Annotated in this window: 17 protein-coding genes; 11 read left to right on the forward strand and 6 right to left on the reverse strand. The window is 73.7% G+C overall.

The annotated features are described in order from the left end of the window. Nucleotides 1–52: 52 nt before the first annotated feature. From ACZ6WH_RS12460 to paaI, 3 genes are read right to left on the reverse strand one after another with little or no spacing between them, the layout of a single operon-like run. On the reverse strand, nucleotides 53–670 hold the full coding sequence (locus ACZ6WH_RS12460) for a TetR/AcrR family transcriptional regulator (protein WP_469727891.1): 618 nt from the start codon (nucleotides 668–670) through the stop codon (nucleotides 53–55). 37 nt (nucleotides 671–707) lie between these two features. Next, on the reverse strand, nucleotides 708–2,054 hold the full coding sequence (gene paaK, locus ACZ6WH_RS12465) for a phenylacetate--CoA ligase PaaK (RefSeq protein ID WP_469727893.1): 1,347 nt from the start codon (nucleotides 2,052–2,054) through the stop codon (nucleotides 708–710). A 5-nt stretch (nucleotides 2,055–2,059) separates the two neighbouring features. After that, nucleotides 2,060–2,437, reverse strand: coding sequence for a hydroxyphenylacetyl-CoA thioesterase PaaI (paaI, locus tag ACZ6WH_RS12470; RefSeq protein ID WP_469728017.1), 378 nt, complete (start codon nucleotides 2,435–2,437; stop codon nucleotides 2,060–2,062). A 127-nt stretch (nucleotides 2,438–2,564) separates the two neighbouring features. Between paaI and paaN the strand changes: the two genes are divergently transcribed. The 9 genes from paaN to paaE all read left to right on the forward strand — a co-directional run bounded on the left by paaN (nucleotide 2,565) and on the right by paaE (nucleotide 11,545). Then, on the forward strand, nucleotides 2,565–4,319 hold the full coding sequence (gene paaN / locus ACZ6WH_RS12475) for a phenylacetic acid degradation protein PaaN (protein WP_469727895.1): 1,755 nt from the start codon (nucleotides 2,565–2,567) through the stop codon (nucleotides 4,317–4,319). Continuing rightward, a complete protein-coding gene (locus ACZ6WH_RS12480) occupies nucleotides 4,294–5,559 on the forward strand; it encodes a thiolase family protein (RefSeq protein ID WP_469727897.1) in 1,266 nt (421 codons plus the stop codon). The genes paaN and ACZ6WH_RS12480 overlap by 26 nt, the downstream gene beginning before the upstream one ends. Then, nucleotides 5,556–6,347 (forward strand): enoyl-CoA hydratase/isomerase family protein, encoded by a 792-nt coding sequence (locus tag ACZ6WH_RS12485; RefSeq protein WP_469727898.1) that lies wholly within the window; start codon nucleotides 5,556–5,558, stop codon nucleotides 6,345–6,347. The genes ACZ6WH_RS12480 and ACZ6WH_RS12485 overlap by 4 nt, the downstream gene beginning before the upstream one ends. 175 nt (nucleotides 6,348–6,522) lie before the next feature. Next, nucleotides 6,523–7,332: a 3-hydroxyacyl-CoA dehydrogenase family protein gene (locus ACZ6WH_RS12490; RefSeq protein WP_469728019.1), complete on the forward strand. Its 810-nt coding sequence runs from the start codon at nucleotides 6,523–6,525 to the stop codon at nucleotides 7,330–7,332. Nucleotides 7,333–7,581: 249 nt separating this feature from the next. Next, a complete protein-coding gene (gene paaA, locus ACZ6WH_RS12495) occupies nucleotides 7,582–8,586 on the forward strand; it encodes a 1,2-phenylacetyl-CoA epoxidase subunit PaaA (protein ID WP_469727900.1) in 1,005 nt (334 codons plus the stop codon). Further along, nucleotides 8,583–8,885, forward strand: a complete 303-nt coding sequence (gene paaB / locus ACZ6WH_RS12500; RefSeq protein WP_432853915.1) for a 1,2-phenylacetyl-CoA epoxidase subunit PaaB — start codon at nucleotides 8,583–8,585, stop codon at nucleotides 8,883–8,885. The genes paaA and paaB overlap by 4 nt, the downstream gene beginning before the upstream one ends. A gap of 43 nt (nucleotides 8,886–8,928) precedes the next feature. Continuing rightward, nucleotides 8,929–9,816, forward strand: a complete 888-nt coding sequence (gene paaC, locus ACZ6WH_RS12505; protein ID WP_469727902.1) for a 1,2-phenylacetyl-CoA epoxidase subunit PaaC — start codon at nucleotides 8,929–8,931, stop codon at nucleotides 9,814–9,816. 170 nt (nucleotides 9,817–9,986) lie between these two features. Next, nucleotides 9,987–10,430 carry a 1,2-phenylacetyl-CoA epoxidase subunit PaaD gene (gene paaD / locus ACZ6WH_RS12510; protein ID WP_469728021.1) on the forward strand — a complete coding sequence of 148 codons (444 nt, stop codon included), beginning with the start codon at nucleotides 9,987–9,989 and terminating at the stop codon, nucleotides 10,428–10,430. Further along, nucleotides 10,430–11,545, forward strand: coding sequence for a 1,2-phenylacetyl-CoA epoxidase subunit PaaE (gene paaE / locus ACZ6WH_RS12515; protein WP_469727904.1), 1,116 nt, complete (start codon nucleotides 10,430–10,432; stop codon nucleotides 11,543–11,545). Before paaD ends, paaE begins: the two co-directional genes overlap by 1 nt. A 97-nt stretch (nucleotides 11,546–11,642) precedes the next feature. Here the strand turns inward: paaE and ACZ6WH_RS12520 are convergent, their stop codons facing one another. Beyond that, nucleotides 11,643–11,900 (reverse strand): hypothetical protein, encoded by a 258-nt coding sequence (locus tag ACZ6WH_RS12520; protein WP_469727906.1) that lies wholly within the window; start codon nucleotides 11,898–11,900, stop codon nucleotides 11,643–11,645. A gap of 183 nt (nucleotides 11,901–12,083) precedes the next feature. Further along, the gene (locus tag ACZ6WH_RS12525; protein WP_469727908.1) at nucleotides 12,084–13,808 is read right to left on the reverse strand and encodes a PucR family transcriptional regulator; all 1,725 of its coding nucleotides are present in this window, start codon (nucleotides 13,806–13,808) and stop codon (nucleotides 12,084–12,086) included. Between the two features lie 135 nt (nucleotides 13,809–13,943). Here ACZ6WH_RS12525 and lysA point away from each other — a divergent pair, with 135 nt between their 5' ends. Next, nucleotides 13,944–15,281 carry a diaminopimelate decarboxylase gene (gene lysA, locus ACZ6WH_RS12530; protein WP_469727909.1) on the forward strand — a complete coding sequence of 446 codons (1,338 nt, stop codon included), beginning with the start codon at nucleotides 13,944–13,946 and terminating at the stop codon, nucleotides 15,279–15,281. A 25-nt stretch (nucleotides 15,282–15,306) separates the two neighbouring features. Here the strand turns inward: lysA and ACZ6WH_RS12535 are convergent, their stop codons facing one another. After that, complete coding sequence (locus ACZ6WH_RS12535) at nucleotides 15,307–15,618, reverse strand: hypothetical protein (RefSeq protein ID WP_469727910.1); 312 nt, start codon at nucleotides 15,616–15,618, stop codon at nucleotides 15,307–15,309. Between the two features lie 152 nt (nucleotides 15,619–15,770). Between ACZ6WH_RS12535 and ACZ6WH_RS12540 the strand changes: the two genes are divergently transcribed. Next, on the forward strand, nucleotides 15,771–16,409 hold the full coding sequence (locus ACZ6WH_RS12540; RefSeq protein WP_469727912.1) for a hypothetical protein: 639 nt from the start codon (nucleotides 15,771–15,773) through the stop codon (nucleotides 16,407–16,409). Nucleotides 16,410–16,468 lie beyond the last annotated feature (59 nt).

Below are 16,468 nucleotides of genomic sequence, written 5' to 3' on the forward strand. Positions count from 1 at the left end.
CGTGTCGCGGACCCGCGACCGGTCTTCCCCGCCCGCCGCGCGGGCCCGCCGGCTAGGGGCGATGCACCCGCAGTCCGTCGAAGACCATGCTGGTCAGCGCGTCGGCGAGCACCGCGACGGAGAGTCCGCCGTCCGGGCGGTACCACTCGATCAAGGAGTTGACCGTGCCGAAGATCAGCCGGCTGGCCAGCCCCGGCTCGATGTCACCGCGCACCCCGCCCTCGTCCGCCGCCCGCCGCACCAGCTCCGCGACCCGGTGATCGAACTCACGCCGCCGCTCCAGGGCCCGCTGCTCGGCCTCGCTGTTCCCGTGCACGCGCAGCAGCAGCGTCACGTAGGGCAGCTCGGCGGCCAGGGTCTCGACGCTGCGCCGTACGGTGTGCTCCAGCCGGGCCGTGGCGTCCGCGTGCGCGCCGCAGGGCTCGTCGAGCACGGCGAAGAGCGCGTCCAGCGCCCGGCCGACGGCCAGGTCGAGCAGCTCCTCCTTGCCGGACACATGGTGGTAGATCGAGGACTTGCTGATGCCCAGCCGGCGGGCCAGCTCCTCCATGCCGGTGCCGTCGTAGCCGCGCTCGTTGAACACCGCGACCGCGACCTCCACGAGGGAGGCGCGGTCGTAGGTGGTCCGGCCCTGCCGTGCCCCCGGGTTCCGGTCGGGTCGTCTGATCATTCCCTCACTGTGACACGCCGGACGCGGGGGCAGGGTCTCAGCCCTTGTCGCGGAGATCGACGATGCGCTTGATCTTGCCGACCGAGCGCTGCAGCGTCTCCGGGTCGACCACGTCCACGCCCACCGTCACGCCCACGCCGTCCTTGACGCCCTTGGCGATCGTCGCCGCGGCCTCCGTACGGGCGTCCGTGGCGGCGTCGGGGCGCGCCTCGACCCGTACGGTCAGGTGGTCCATCCGGCCGCGCCGGGAGAGCTCCAGCTGGAAGTGCGGGGCGACCCCGGGGGTGCGCAGCACGATCTCCTCGATCTGCGACGGGAAGAGGTTCACCCCGCGCAGGATGATCATGTCGTCGCAGCGCCCGGTGACCTTCGCCATCCGGCGGAAGTTCGGCCGCGCCGTACCGGGCAGCAGGCGGGTGAGGTCGCGGGTGCGGTACCGGATCACCGGCATCGCCTCCTTGGTCAGCGAGGTGAACGTCAGCTCGCCCTCCTCGCCCGCCGGCAGCACCTCACCGGTGACCGGGTCGACGACCTCCGGGAAGAAGTGGTCCTCCCAGATGTGCAGCCCGTCCTTGGTGTCCACGCACTCCTGGGCCACGCCGGGACCGATGACCTCGGAGAGGCCGTAGATGTCGACCGCGTGGATGTCCATCCGCTCCTCGATCTCACGGCGCATCTCCTCGGTCCACGGCTCGGCGCCGAAGATGCCGATCTGCAGCGAGGACGTGCGCGGATCGATGCCCTGGCGCTCGAACTCGTCGAGGAGGGTGAGCATGTACGAGGGGGTGACGAGGATGATCTCCGGCCGGAAGTCCTGGATGATCTGCACCTGGCGGGCGGTCATGCCGCCGGAGGCGGGGATCACCGTGCAGCCCGCGCGCTCGGCACCGTAGTGCGCGCCGAGGCCCCCGGTGAACAGCCCGTACCCGTAGGAGTTGTGCACCTTGTGGCCCGGCCGGCCGCCGGCCGCGCGGATGGAGCGCGCGAACACGTCCGCCCACATGTCCAGGTCGGCCTCGGTGTACCCGACGACGGTGGGGCGGCCGGTCGTCCCGCTGGAGGCGTGCACCCGGCGGACGTCCGCCATGGGCACGGCGAACATCCCGAAGGGGTAGGTGTCGCGCAGGTCGGCCTTGGTGGTGAAGGGGAAGCGCGCGAGGTCGGCGAGGCTGCGGCAGTCCTCGGGGCGGACGCCGGCCGCGTCGAACTTCTTGCGGTACAGCTCCACGTTCTCGTAGGCGTGGCGCAGCGTGGCCCGGAGGTTCTCCAGCTGCTGCGCCCGCAGCTCGTCGAGGCTCATCCGTTCGCCCGCGTCCAGCAGTTCGGCGGGGAGCGGGGCGCCGGTCCTCCGTGCGCCCGCCGCGGCTTTCAGGTTGCTGCCCATGCTGCTCATTCCTCCACACCTCGGATCGCGCGGCTTCGCCCCCGGAACTCCGCAATGACTTCCGTACCCCGCCGGACGGTCACGTCGTATATGCCGCTCCATCCGTACCGCGCGCGCTCCTCGGCCCGGGCCAGCAGGACGTCGCCCTGCTTCGCCGGCGCCACGAAGGTCACGTCGGCGCCGGCGGCCACGGTCACCGGGCCGTGGCTGTTGCAGGCGCAGGCAAAGGCGGTGTCGGCGAGCAGGAAGAGGTAGCCGCCGTGGGCGATGCCGTGCCCGTTGACCATGGTTTCGCCGACGGCCATGCGGAGCAGCGACGACCCCTCACCGGCTTCCAGCAGTTCGATGCCGAGCCGCTGAGACGCCTGGTCAGCGGCGAACATCCGCTGGGCCGGACCGGAGTTTTCCACAGGACATCAACCACCCTTGCTGCCCGACCGAACATTCGGTTAGCGTAACGACGCGGTTAAACAATCAGCATCTGAAACGCCTGTCAAGAGGTGGACTGCCTTGTCCGAGAGCGTCACTGACCGAGCCGACGACCGATCCTCCGGTCGCGCCACTGACCGTCCCGACTTCTTCGCCCGCCACAAGGACCTGCTGGAGCGGGCCGTCGCCGCGGCCGGTGACCGTGACCACTGGTCGCCGCATCCGGAGTCCCCGAGCCCCAAGGTGTACGGCGCGGAGGCGGCGGACACCGGCGAGGCCGCGTTCCGCGCCCACCTGAGCAGCGCCTTCAAGCTCCCGGGGCACCCGCAGAGCGGCACGGTCGCCGTCGCCGAGCGCTCTCCGTACGGCCTGCCGCTGGACGTCGAGTATCCGCGGCTGACGCCCGGGGAGGCGGTGGCCGCGGCGAAGGCGGCGGCCCCGGGCTGGCGCGCGGCCGGCCCGGACGTCCGCGCGGGCGTCGCCGCGGAGATCCTGTCCCGGTTGAACGCAGCCGGCTTCGAGATCGCGCACGCGGTGCACCACACGACGGGCCAGCCCTTCGTGATGGCGTTCCAGGCGGGCGGGCCGCACGCGCAGGACCGCGGCCTGGAGGCGGTGGCGTACGCCTGGGCCGAGCAGCGGAGGCTCCCGGCGGTGACCCGCTGGACCAAGCCGCAGCGCAAGGGCGAGCCGCTGGTCATGGAGAAGACCTTCACCCCCGTGGGCCGCGGGGTGAACCTCCTGATCGCGTGCAACACCTTCCCCACGTGGAACGGCTACCCGGGCCTCTTCGCCGGCCTCGTCACGGGCAATCCGGTGATCGTCAAGCCGCACGCGGGCGCGGTGCTGCCGCTGGCGATCACCGTCCGGATCGCCCGCGAGGTGCTGGCCGAGGCCGGCTTCGACCCGGACGTGCTGCTGCTCGCCGCCGAGACCGCCGATCAGCGCACCGCCGCCGAGCTGGCGCTCCACCCGGACGTCCGGGTGGTGGACTTCACCGGCTCGAAGGAGTTCGGCAACTGGCTGGAGGAGCACGCCCGCCAGGCCGTCGTGTACACGGAGAAGGCCGGCCTCAACACCGTCGTGCTGGACTCCACCGACGACTACGAGGGCCTGCTGCGCAACCTCGCCTTCTCGCTGTCCCTCTACAGCGGCCAGATGTGCACCACCCCGCAGAACCTCCTCGTGCCGCGGGACGGCATCCGGACGGATCAGGGCACCCGCACCGCCGCCGAGTTCGCCGAGGACCTGGCGGGCGCGCTGGACAAGCTGCTCGGCGACCCGCAGCGGGCGGCCGGCACGCTCGGCGCGCTCGTCAACGACGGCGTACGGGCCCGGCTCGCCGAGGCGGCCGGACTGGGCCGGGCCGCGCACCCCTCGCGGACCGTCCCGCACCCGGAGTACGACGGCGCCACGCTGAGCACGCCGCACGTCGCGCTGCTGGACGCGGCCGAGGACGCCGGGACGTACACCCGGGAGTGGTTCGGGCCGGTCTCGTTCGTGATCGCCACCGACTCCACCGAGCACAGCCTGCGGCTGTTCACCGAGACGGTCCGCGCCCACGGCGCGCTCACCGCCACCGTGCACGCCACCGGCGAGGACGTCCTGGAGGCCACCCGGGCCGCCGCCTTCGAGGCCGGCGTCCACCTCTCGGAGAACCTCACGGGTGCGGTCTTCCCCAACCAGACCGCCGCGTTCAGCGACTTCCACGGCAGCGCGGCGAACCCGGCCGCCTCCGCCACGCTCACCGACTCCGCCTTCATCACCGGCCGGTTCGACGTGCTCCAGTCCCGTCGCCACGTCGCCCCCGATGCCACCGCGACCGAGGGGAACTGACGTGTCGGACGAGGTCTTTCTGGTCGACGGCGCCCGTACGCCGCAGGGCCGGTACGGCGGCGCGCTGGCCTCCGTACGCCCCGACGACCTGGCCGCTCTCGTGGTGGGCGAGGCGGTACGCCGGGCCGGTGCCCCGGCCGAGGCGGTGGACGAGGTCATACTCGGCGCGGCCAACCAGGCCGGCGAGGACAACCGCGACGTGGCGCGGATGGCCGTACTGCTGGCCGGCCTGCCGCACACCGTGCCCGGATACACCGTCAACCGCCTCTGCGCGTCGGGCCTGACCGCCGTCGCCTCGGCGGCGCAGGCCATCAGGGCGGGCGAAGCGGACCTGGTGGTGGCGGGCGGCGTGGAGTCGATGACCCGTGCCCCCTGGGTCATGGCCAAGCCCGGTGCGCCCTGGGCGAAGCCGGGCGAGGTGCACGACACCTCGCTGGGCTGGCGGTTCACCAACCCCCGGTTCGCGGCGGCCGACCGCGAGGTGGCCGGGTCCGGGCCGGAGACCGCCAAGCTGACACTCTCCATGGGCGAGACGGCCGAGGAGGTCGCGGCCCTCGACGGCATCACGCGCGCCGATTCCGACGCCTTCGCGCTCCGCAGCCACCAGCGGGCGGTCGCCGCGCAGGAGGCCGGCCACTTCGACCGCGAGATCGTTCCGGTGCCGGTCAAGGGCGGCAGGGGCGGTACGGACACCGAGGTGACCCGGGACGAGGGCCCGCGCCCCGGCACCACGCTCGACAAGCTCGGCTCGCTGCGCACGATCTTCCGCAAGGACGGCGTCGTGACGGCCGGTTCGTCCTCGCCGCTGTCCGACGGCGCGGCGGCGCTGCTGGTGGCGAGCGGCGAGGCGGTCCGGCGGTACGGCCTGACGCCCCGGGCCCGCGTCGTCACCTCCGCCTCGGCGGGCCTCCAGCCGAACCTCATGGGCCTCGGCCCCGTACCGGCCACGGAGAAGGCGCTCGCCCGCGCCGACTGGAAGCTCTCCGACGTGGACGCGGTCGAGCTGAACGAGGCGTTCGCCGCGCAGTCCCTGGCCGTGATCCGACGGCTCGGCCTGGACGAGGCAAGGGTCAACGCCGACGGCGGCACCATCGCGCTCGGCCATCCCCTCGGCTGCTCCGGCGCCCGCATCCTGCTGACGCTGCTCGGCCGGCTGGAGCGCGAGGACGCCCGCAAGGGCCTGGCCACCCTGTGCGTCGGCGTCGGCCAGGGCGTCGCGATGCTGGTGGAGCGGATATGAGCGACACGGCACAGGAGCGCGCGGCAGCCGGCGTGCACGAGGCGGCGACGGACGAGCCGTACGAGACGCTGCGGGTCGAGGAGCGGGCGGACCGGGTCGTGGTGACCCTGTACCGGCCCGAGGCGCGCAACGCCATCAGCGGACGCATGATCACCGAACTGCACGCGGTCTGCGACCTGCTGGAGCGCGACCCGAAGCTGCTGCTGCTCACCGGGCACGGCGGCGTCTTCGCGGGCGGCGCCGACATCGCCGAGCTGCTGCGCCGCGGCAGGGACGAGGCGCTGCGGGGCATCAACAGCCGGCTGTTCGAGCGGGTACGGCGGCTGCCGATGCCGACGGTGGCCGCGGTGGACGGCTGGGCGCTGGGCGGCGGCGCCGAGCTGAGCTACGCCTGCGACATCCGGATGGCCGGGCCGGACGCGGTGTTCGGCAATCCGGAGCCCGGGCTCGGCATCCTCGCCGCGGCCGGCGCCTCCTGGCGGCTCCCGGAGCTGGTCGGCGAGTCGGTCGCCAAGCAGGTGCTGCTCGCCGGGCGGAATCTGGACGCGGCGGCGGCGCTCGCAGCGGGCCTGGTCATGGAGGTGGTACCGGCCGACGAGCTGCTGGGCCGGGCGCACGCCGTACTGGACCGCATGGCCCGCTCCTCGGCGGCGGCGCTGCGGCTGACCAAGCTCGTGGTGGACGCGCCCGGCGCGCATCCGGTCGCCGACGACCTCGCGCAGGCGGTGCTGTTCGAGGGCCAGGACAAGAAGGACCGGATGACGCAGTTCTTGGAGAAGACCGGATGACGCACGTCTTGGCGAAAAGGGGCCCCGAGAAGAGGGGCCCGGAGGAGCAGGGCCCGGAGCGGAGCGGCCCGGCGAAGAACGGAGAGCGGACGTGAGCGCGGCGGCGCAGAAGACCGGGGAGACCGGGAAGGAGACCGCGGCACCGCAGGCGGTGGGCGTGATCGGTGGCGGCCGGATGGGAGCGGGGGTCGCGCAGTCGTTCGCGGCGGCCGGCTCGCGGGTCACCGTCGTCGAGAGCGGCGCCGAAGCCGCGGCCGCCGCGCTGGACCGGGTGGCCACCGGGCTGGCACGCGCCGCCGAGCGCGGCAGGCTCGCCGAGCCGGCGGAGACGGTGCTGGCCCGGGTGACCACGGCCGCCTCCCCCGAGGAGCTGCCGGGCGAGATCGGGCTGGTCGTGGAGGCGGTGCCCGAGGACGCGGCGCTCAAGGCGAAGGTGCTGGCCGCGGCGGAGCGGGCGGTGTCCGACGACACGGTCCTGGCCACCAACACCAGCTCCCTGTCGGTCACGGAGCTGAGCACGGCGCTGCGGCGTCCGGCGCGCTTCCTCGGCATGCACTTCTTCAACCCCGTGCCCGCCTCGGCGCTGATCGAGCTGGTCGTCGCCCCGGACACCGCGGACGCCACGCTGGAGTCGGCGCTCGCCTGGACGCGCGCGCTCGGCAAGACCGATGTCGTGGTCAAGGACTCCCCCGGCTTCGCCAGCAGCCGGCTGGGCCTGGCGCTCGGCCTGGAGGCGGTCCGGATGGTCGAGGAGGGCGTGGCCGAGCCCGCCGCCATCGACGCCGCGATGAGCCTGGGCTACAAGCACCCCATGGGGCCGCTGAGGCTGACCGACCTGGTCGGCCTGGACGTCCGCCTCGCCATCGCGGAGTACCTGTGCTCGACGCTGGGCGAGCGTTTCGCGCCGCCCGCGCTGCTCCGCGAAAAGGTGGCCCGCGGCGAGCTGGGCCGCAAGACGGGCCAGGGCTTCTACACCTGGGAGTGAGCGGCGGCGGAGCCGGCCGCCGGGTGCCGCGGGGCGGGACGGCTGCTGCCCGCCGTGCGCCCGCGGGGCCGGACGCCCACCGAGTGCCGCGGGGCGCCGCGGGCTCGGGGTCGCCCCGCGGCCCGCCGCCGCGCGCTCCACCGCCCGCCCACCGCCCCGCCCCGTAACGATTCAAGGCCGCCTCTTGCCATGGGCGGCGCGATACACGAGACTATTGACCGAACGAACGGTCGGTTGGGAAGGATGGACATGCCAAGCTCTGCATCCTCGTCGCCGGGCGACACCGCGGCGCCGCTCCCGGAGCAGGACCTCCAGGCGCACTTCGACCGCACCATCGCCCGGGACCAGCGCGTCGAGCCGCGGGACTGGATGCCGGAGGGGTACCGCAGGACGCTGGTCCGGCAGATCGCCCAGCACGCCCACTCCGAGATCATCGGCATGCAGCCGGAAGGCGCGTGGATCACCCGCGCCCCCTCGCTGCGCCGCAAGGCGATCCTCTTCGCGAAGGTCCAGGACGAGGCGGGCCACGGCCTGTACCTGTACTCCGCCGCCGAGACCCTCGGCGCGGACCGCGACGACCTCACCCAGCGCCTGCTGGAGGGGAGGCAGAAGTACTCCTCGATCTTCAACTACCCGACCCCGACCTTCGCGGACGTGGGCGTCATCGGCTGGTTCGTGGACGGCGCCGCGATCTGCAACCAGGTCCCGCTGTGCCGCAGCTCGTACGGCCCGTACGCGCGGGCCATGGTGCGGGTCTGCAAGGAGGAGTCGTTCCACCAGCGCCAGGGGTACGAGCTGCTGCGCACGATGATGCGCGGCACGCAGGCGCAGCGCGACATGGTGCAGGACGCGGTGAACCGCTGGTGGTGGCCGTCCCTGATGATGTTCGGCCCGCCGGACGACGACTCGCCGAACTCCGAGCAGTCGATGGCCTGGCGCATCAAGCGGCACTCCAACGACGAGCTGCGCCAGAAGTTCGTCGACATGACCGTGCCGCAGGCCGAGCTGCTCGGCGTCACCCTCCCCGACCCCGAGCTGCGGTGGAACGAGGAGCGGGGGCACCACGACTTCGGTACGCCGGACTTCGCCGAGCTGATGCGGGTCATCAAGGGCGACGGGCCGTGCAACGCCGAGCGGATGACCCGGCGCCGCAGCGCCCACGAGGAAGGCGCCTGGGTGCGCGAAGCAGCGGCGGCACACGCCGCGAAGCAGGCCGAGCGGGCCCGCGAGAACGAGAAGGAGCACGCCGCATGAGCGGGGAGCAGGGCACCAAGGGCCAGTGGCCGCTGTACGAGATCTTCGTACGGAGCAAGCGCGGGCTGAACCACGTGCACGTCGGGTCGCTGCGCGCCGCCGACGACCGCATGGCGCTCACCCACGCCCGGGACCTCTACACCCGGCGGAACGAAGGCGTCTCCATCTGGGCGGTGCGCAGCGACGACATCGCGGCGTCCGCACCGGACGAGAAGGACCCGTTCTTCGAGCCCAGCGGCGACAAGGTCTACCGCCACCCCACCTTCTACGACATCCCGGCGGACGTCCCGCACATCTAGCCCGCCGTCACGCGATCAGGACCCGACCAGGAGCAGCTGAGACATGGCAGCCGACATCAGTGAAGCCCACGAAGCGGCCGACGAACACGTGTACCTCTCGCTGGCCGACGGCGACGAGGGCGACGCCCGCTGGGCCTTCGGCACGGGCTTCGCCGACCCGCTGCACGGCGTGCCGACGGCGCTGCCCGAGGGCGTGGACGCCGCGGAGCTGGCCGCGGTCTGTGCGGCCCTCGGGGACGACGCGCTGGTCACCGCGCAGCGGCTGGCCGAGTGGTGCACCCGCGCCCCCGAGCTGGAGGAGGAGATGGCCCTGGCCAACATCGGCCTCGACCTCCTCGGCCAGGCCCGGCTGCTGTACGCCCGCGCCGGGCAGGCCGACGGCACCGGCCGGGACGAGGACGCGTACGCCTACTTCCGGGACGCGGCGGACTTCCGCAACGTACGCCTGGCCGAACTGCCCCGCGGCGACTTCGCGTTCTGCGTCGGCCGGCTGCTGGTGCAGTCCGCGTGGCGGCTGGCCCTCTTCGAGCGGCTGGCCGGCTGTGCGGACCCGGTGCTGGCGGCGGTGGCCGCCAAGGGCGTCAAGGAGCTGACGTACCACCGGCAGTACGCGGCGGAGTGGGTCGTCCGGCTCGGCGACGGCACGGCGGAGTCGCACCGCCGGATGACGGCGGCCTGGACGGAGCTGGCCCCCTGGCTGGACGAGCTGTACACGGACCGGACCTGCGAGGGCTTCGGCGCACCGGCGGCGGAGGCGGCCGAGGCGACCCGCGCGGTGCTCGCACAGGTCGCGGAGGCGGCCGGGCTGACGCCCCCCGAGGCCGCGCCGGTACCGGGCTCCGGCCGGGCCGGGGACCATACGGAACAGCTGGCACCACTGCTCGCGGAGCTGCAGGAGCTCGCCCGCGCCCACCCGGAAGCCGCGTGGTGACGATGGGTACGGCACCGCACGGCAGCACGGCTCACCGCCGCACGACACCGCACGGTACGGCCGCTCGGGGCAGGTCGGCGCGCGACGCCGCAGCCCTGCGCGTGGCGCCGGAGACGCCCGTGACCCGCGCCGAGCGGATCGCGCGCGAGGTGGTCGACCCCGAGCTGCCCATGATCAGCCTCGCCGAACTGGGCGTCCTGCGCGGCGTCGAGGTGGCCGAGGACGGCTCGGTCACCGCCACCCTCACCCCGACCTACTCCGGCTGCCCGGCCATGGCCGAGATGCGGGCGACGCTCGCGGCCCGGCTGCGCGCCGCCGGGTACGCCGACGTCCGTATCGAGACGGTGCTGGACCCGCCGTGGACGACGGACTGGATCTCCGAGGAGGGCCGCCGCAAGCTCGCCGAGCACGGCATCGCCCCGCCGGGGCCGGCCCCGCGCCGCCCGGAGGGCCCGGTCCTGCTGGACCTCGCGCCGACCCGCCGGGCCGTGCCCTGCCCGCACTGCGGCTCCGCCGACACCGAGGAGCTCTCCCGCTTCGGCGCCACCTCCTGCCGGGCGCTGCGCCGCTGCCGCAGCTGCCGGGAACCGTACGAGCACGTCAAGGAGATCTGATGACCGCCCCCACCGCGCCCGCCTCCTCCGCCCCGGCGGCGGCCCCGGCCCGCCGGCGCCCGGCGTTCCACTCCCTCCGCGTCGCCGCCGTCGAGCCGCTGACCGAGGACTCCGCCGCCGTCTCCTTCGACGTACCGGACGAGCTGGCCGGGGAGTTCGCGTTCGCGCCGGGCCAGTCGCTGACTTTGCGCCGGGAGATCGACGGCCGGGACGAGCGCCGCTCGTACAGCATCTGCGCCCCGGCGGGCGACACCCCGCGTATCGGCGTACGCGTCGTACCCGGCGGGCTGTTCTCGTCCTGGCTGGTCAACGACGTGCGCCCCGGGGACGTGGTCGAGGTGATGGCGCCCACCGGCTTCTTCACCCCGGACCTCACGGTGCCCGGCCACCACGTCCTGATCGCGGCCGGCTCCGGCATCACCCCGATGCTCTCCATCGCCGCGTCCGTGCTGGCCGCCGACGACGCCTCGCGGGTCACGCTCTTCTACGGCAACCGCCGTACGTCCACGGTGATGTTCGCCGACGAGCTGGCCGACCTGAAGGACCGTTTCCCCACACGCTTCCAGCTGGGGCACGTCCTCTCCCGCGAGCCCCGCGAGGCCGAGCTGCTCTCCGGACGGCTGGACGCGGACCGCCTCGCCGCGCTCATCGGCTCGCTGGTCGACGTGGCCGACGCCGACCACTGGTGGCTGTGCGGGCCGCACGGCATGGTCCGCGACGCCCAGCAGGTGCTGTCCGGCCTCGGCGTGCCCGAGGACCGCGTGCACCAGGAGCTGTTCTACGCCGACGACGAGCCGGTGCGAGAGGCGCGGCACGAAGAGGCGGCGGCCGACGGCCCGGTCAGCGAGGTCACCATCACCCTCGACGGCCGGACGACCACCTCCCCGCTCCCCCGCGACCGCGCCATACTGGACGGCGCCCAGCAGGCCCGCCCGGACGTCCCGTTCGCCTGCAAGGGCGGCGTCTGCGGCACGTGCCGCGCGCTGATCCGCGACGGCGAGGCGGACATGCGCCGCAACTTCGCCCTGGAGACCAACGAGGTCGAGGCCGGCTACGTCCTCACCTGCCAGACCTTCCCGGCCTCCGACACCCTGACGGTCGACTTCGACAGCTGATGCCCGGCCGGTGGCTTCACGCGACCACCGAGCGGCCGCCCCCGGTGAAGTGAGCCCCGGCCGCGCCGCACGCCGACGGTGCGGCCGGGCACCCGCGTCAGCCGACGATCTCGGTCAGCCCGTCGGTCACATGGCCCTTGATCCGGCAGACGTCGTTGACGGCCCTGACCGGCACGTCGAGGACATGGACGTCCTGCGCGGCGCACGTGTCTCCCGTTGCGCCGTCCCGCTGCTGGGCGACGACCTCAGCGCCGTCCGTCGCGGCCATGTCTCCCACGGTGTCTCCCACGTTTCCCGCGAACGCCGCAGCGGCGATCGAGACGGCAACGGTGGTGAACCCGAGCCGAGCACGCATGTCTTTCCTCCAGACAAGATCATCGATTGCTCCGTCAACGGGTCGGCGCGGCGAAAAGTAACGTCACCTCCCAAAGCAGGCGAAAGTCACACGACTCAAAAGGCTCCCGCGCACACGATTCAGAGGGCTTCGAGCACACGGTTCAAGGGGCTGCCGAGCTGCTCGCCCGGCGGACCCACGGGGTCACGGCCTCCGCGACCCGGGGACCGACGCCACCCCTCTGAGCTCCAGCCACACCGTCAACCGTACGTCCGGATCGTCCAGGTCCAGCGGGAACAGTTCGCGGACGCGGCGCAGGCGGTGCCGCAGGGTGTTGGGGTGCACCGTCAGGCGGGCGGCGGCCGCGGCCACATCGCCGACCTCGGCCAGCCACGCCAGGACCGTCGCCGCGTAATCCGTGCCCTGCTCGCGGTCGTGCGCCAGCAGAGCCGTGACACCCGGCAGCCGCAGCCAGGGGTCCCGGACCAGCTCGTCCCCGAGCCGGTCCAGCAGGATCCGGTGCCGGACGTCGTCGGAGGCGGCCGCCGGGCGCGCGTGTCCGGCGCGGGCCGTCGCGCGCAGGACGTCGTCCGCCTCCCGGCGCAGCGCGGCGGGCTGCAGCAGGTCGGTGTGCGGGCGGGTCACCGCGGCCCGTACGCCGTCGCCGACCGCCGGGCGGACGACGGCCAGCGCCGCGTCGGCGAACCGCCGGGCCGCCGCGGCCCCGGTGGCGGGCAGCAGCACGTACACGGCGTCGACGGTGGCGGCCACGGTCGCCGCCTCCCGATGCGCGGCGCAGTGCCGCACCAGCACCGATTCGAGATGGCCGAGCAGCGCGGCGCCGGCCGGACCCGCGCCGGGCTCCGGCCCGAAGGCCGTCAGGCAGAACTCCTCGCCCGGCCGCAGCCCCAGCCGCTCCGCCGCCTCGTCCGCCGGCGGTCCCGCGCCGTGCAGCACCGCACGGAAGGCGTCCCGGCGCAGCCGGCGTTCCGTCTCCGGCGAGTGCAGCGCCCGCAGCAGGTGCGGTGCGGCGAGCCGGGCGGCGTCCCGGAGCGCGGCGGCGGCCTCGTCGGTCAGCCCGTCGGCCGGCTCGATCGCCCAGAGCGTGCCGAGCGGCAGCGCCCCGGCCCGTACCGCGACGGCGGCGCGCGCCAGCTCGTCGCCGCAGGCCGGGAAGCGGACGACGCCCGGGGCCGCGAGCACCTCGCGGTACTGGCGGCGCTGCTCGGGGATGTCGGGGACCCTGCGCTGGAGGATGCCGCGCTCCCTCAGGGTGTCGATGCGCTGGCCGGTGACCTTGGAGTACGCGACGACGTTCTGATCGAGGTCCTCGATGGCCACCGAGCCGCCGGCCACGGTCGCGAGGGTGTCCGCGAGCGCGAACAGTTCGGCACCGCCGGCCGGTGCCGCGCCGGCCGCGCCGCCGATCCCGTACGCCGCGAGCGCGCAGCTCAGCTCCGCGTCCACCTGCCGCCAGGGCATCGCGTTCCCGGCCGTCAGTACCGCGATCCCGCAGGCCACGGCGGTCTCGGTCAGCCGGGCCGGGTCCTGGCCGCGCTCCTTGACCACCACGGCGGTGAACCCGCGCTCGGCCGCGCGCCGCACCACCGCGCAGGCCCGCGGGTCCGTCACGTCCGTGCCGACGAGCAGCAGGACCGCGGCGGGCGAGGGTGGCAGCGGGTCGCCCGGGTCGTGGATCACCGTGCCGCGTACGGGGACGTCCAGCCCGGCGGGGGCGGCCCGCACACGTACGAGCACACCGGGCGCGCCCTCGACGAGCAGCCGCAACGTACCGGCGACCCGCTCCCCCAGCGGCCCCGCGAGCGACAGCCCGCCCGCCGCGGCTCCCGACGCAACAGCCGTAGAAGCAGCAGCCGTGCCCGACCCCCTGCCGGACGCCCCCTCGCCCCCCGGAGCAGCGGCCCTCACGTCACCCTTTGTCGGATCGGACAACGTACCCCTCGCTTCCTGCGTCGATCGGCCGGGGTGCCGGCCCGTGCGGGCTGCCACGATAGCCGCGCAGCCCACCGCCCCCCGCCGCAGCAGTGACAGGAGTCCGTACCCGTGACCGTGACCGACCGGCCCGTTCCGGCCTCCGCCGCCGACCTCGTGGACCTCTTCCCGACCGGCTCCCACCTGGACCGGGACGGTGAGCTGGTGGTCGGCGGCTGCCAGCTGACCGACCTCGCCGAGCGGTTCGGCACCCCGGCCGTGATCGTGGACGAGGCGGCCCTGCGCGCCCGCGCCCGGGAGTACGTACGCGCCCTCGCCGCGCATTGGCCGAACAGCCAAGCCGTCTTCGCCTCCAAGGCCTTCCCCTGCACGGCGGTGATCCGCGTGCTGACCGAGGAGGGCCTGGGCGTCGACGTGGCCGGGGGCGGCGAGCTGGCCGCCGCGCTCGCCGCCGGCGCCGACCCGGCCCGCATCGTCGTGCACGGCAACGCCAAGACCGACGAGGAACTGGCCATGGCCGTCGAGGCGGGCGCCGGCACGATCGTGGTGGACAACCACGACGACATCGACCGCCTGGAGCGGCTGGTGCCCGCGGGCGCGGAACAGCACGTCCTCCTCCGCGTGATACCGGAGGTCGAGGCGGACACGCACGCCGCCATGGCCACCGGGCACCGCGGCGCCAAGTTCGGCCTGGCGGTACCGGACGCGGTCCGCGCGGCCGCTCGACTGCGGGACAGCGACCGGCTGCGCCTGGAGGGGCTGCACGCCCACGTGGGTTCGCAGCTGCTGGAGACCGCGCCGTTCACCCGGGCCGTCGAGGCGCTGGGCGCCCTCGGCGAACTGGGCGAGCACGCGGTGTACGACCTCGGCGGCGGTCTCGGCGTGCGCTACACCTACGACGACGCCCCGCCGAGCGTCGAGGAGTACGTCCGCGCCCTCACCGACGCCGCCCGCGCGCAGCTCCCGGACACCGCCCGGCTGATCATCGAACCCGGCCGCTCCCTCGTGGCCGGCGCCGCGCTCACCCTCTACCGCACGGTGACCGTGAAGCCGGGGCCGCGCACGCTGGTCGCGGTCGACGGCGGCATGGGCGACAACCTGGAGCCGATGCTCTACGGGCAGCGCTTCGAGGCCACGGTCGCCGCGCGGGTCGGCGACGGCGACCCCTGCGACCTGGTCGGCCGGCACTGCGAGTCGGGCGACACCCTGATCCGCGACGTGCCGCTGCGCGACCCTCGCCCCGGCGACGTCATCGCCGTACCGGTCACCGGCGCGTACTGCTACTCCCTCTCCAACAACTACAACGGCGCCCGCCGCCCCCCGGTCGTCTTCTGCGACAACGGCACGGCCCACGAGGTCGTCCGCCGCGAGACCTACGAGGACCTGCTGCGCCGGGACGTGGACGTACGGGCGGGCCGAGTGGACGTACGGGCGGCCCGGGAGGCGTAGTCGCCGGGCGCCGCCCCCGGGCGCATCACCCCTTGCCCTTGGTCCCCTTCTCCAGCTGCTTGGCGAGGTCCAGGTCGGTCTTCGTCGCCTCGCGGTACACGTTGTCGGCCATGTCCCCCAGCCCGGTCAGCTGCTTGTCGATGTCGCCGCGGCCGTCCTCCCAGTTGGACTCGAAGCTCTCCAGGCTTCCCACGACGCCGTCGTCGCCGAGGTCGTCCGCATAGGAATCGAACATCTTCTTGGTGCCGTTCATACGGCCCTTGATGGACCGCAGCCGGTCGCCAAAGCCTTCGAGCTCGCTCAGCGGTATCGCCAGCCGCTCCTCGTCGCCGCTCACCCGGAACCTCCCCTGCAGCAGTGCTCTCACGCGGTCGTGCGAGCAGCCAGCGTAGGCACACGCACCCACCGGCGCGCCAGCGCTGACCTGCGCGGCCGTAAGGTGTGCGGCGGCCCCCGGTACAAGATCGGGTTACGGGAGGGGAGCGGACGATGAGCCGTGGGAACGAAGCACAGACCATCGAGCGCAGCGGGTTCCACATCAAGGTGCCCAAGTCCTGGTGGGAGTTCGACATCCGCCCCGCGTCGCGCGACGACACCATCCGGCAGCTGGTCAACGAACGCATCCGGCAGCACCCGGAGTTGGCCGGCCACCGGGACGCCTTCACCACGTTCCTCCGGAAGGCCTCCCGCGACGCCTGGCAGTCCGGTGCGCTGTACTGCGGCTGCATGGCGCAGTCCTTCGGCGGCGAGGCACCCGTCACCGCGTCGGTGACCGTGTCGGTGATCGGCGCACAGACCGACGACGGCGAGATCCTGCCCACCGATCCTCAGCTGATCGCCCAGCAGATCACCCCCCGGCAGGCGAAGCGCGAGGGCGATGCGTGGCGCGAGGTCACCACCGTCGAGATTCCGCAGGTGGGCACCGTGGCGCGGACCCGCGGGATCGAGGACATCGCCGTCCCCGGCGACGAGCGCACCGTGCGGGCGGTGCTGATGCAGACCTTCATTCCCGTCCCCGAACAGCAGGGCACGGTGGCGCTGGTGTCCGGCAGCAGCCAGGTGCTGGGCCTGGCGGACTCGTTCTTCGACATGTTCGACGCCATCACCTCCACGTTCCGCTTCGTATGACGCTCGTGTGACGAGTTCGTATGACGCTCGCATGACGCCTCCACCGCACCTCCGCAACC

This window comes from Streptomyces sp. NPDC050806 (assembly GCF_055586425.1).

Coding starts and splice junctions, on each gene's coding strand:
- ACZ6WH_RS12460 (WP_469727891.1), bottom strand. CDS start 670: ATGATCAGACGACCCGACCGGAACCCGGGGGCACGGCAGGGCCGGACC.
- paaK (WP_469727893.1), bottom strand. CDS start 2,054: ATGGGCAGCAACCTGAAAGCCGCGGCGGGCGCACGGAGGACCGGCGCC.
- paaI (WP_469728017.1), bottom strand. CDS start 2,437: ATGTTCGCCGCTGACCAGGCGTCTCAGCGGCTCGGCATCGAACTGCTG.
- ACZ6WH_RS12480 (WP_469727897.1), top strand. CDS start 4,294: ATGCCACCGCGACCGAGGGGAACTGACGTGTCGGACGAGGTCTTTCTG.
- ACZ6WH_RS12485 (WP_469727898.1), top strand. CDS start 5,556: ATGAGCGACACGGCACAGGAGCGCGCGGCAGCCGGCGTGCACGAGGCG.
- ACZ6WH_RS12490 (WP_469728019.1), top strand. CDS start 6,523: ATGGGAGCGGGGGTCGCGCAGTCGTTCGCGGCGGCCGGCTCGCGGGTC.
- paaA (WP_469727900.1), top strand. CDS start 7,582: ATGCCAAGCTCTGCATCCTCGTCGCCGGGCGACACCGCGGCGCCGCTC.
- paaB (WP_432853915.1), top strand. CDS start 8,583: ATGAGCGGGGAGCAGGGCACCAAGGGCCAGTGGCCGCTGTACGAGATC.
- paaC (WP_469727902.1), top strand. CDS start 8,929: ATGGCAGCCGACATCAGTGAAGCCCACGAAGCGGCCGACGAACACGTG.
- paaD (WP_469728021.1), top strand. CDS start 9,987: ATGATCAGCCTCGCCGAACTGGGCGTCCTGCGCGGCGTCGAGGTGGCC.
- paaE (WP_469727904.1), top strand. CDS start 10,430: ATGACCGCCCCCACCGCGCCCGCCTCCTCCGCCCCGGCGGCGGCCCCG.
- ACZ6WH_RS12520 (WP_469727906.1), bottom strand. CDS start 11,900: ATGCGTGCTCGGCTCGGGTTCACCACCGTTGCCGTCTCGATCGCCGCT.
- ACZ6WH_RS12540 (WP_469727912.1), top strand. CDS start 15,771: ATGAGCCGTGGGAACGAAGCACAGACCATCGAGCGCAGCGGGTTCCAC.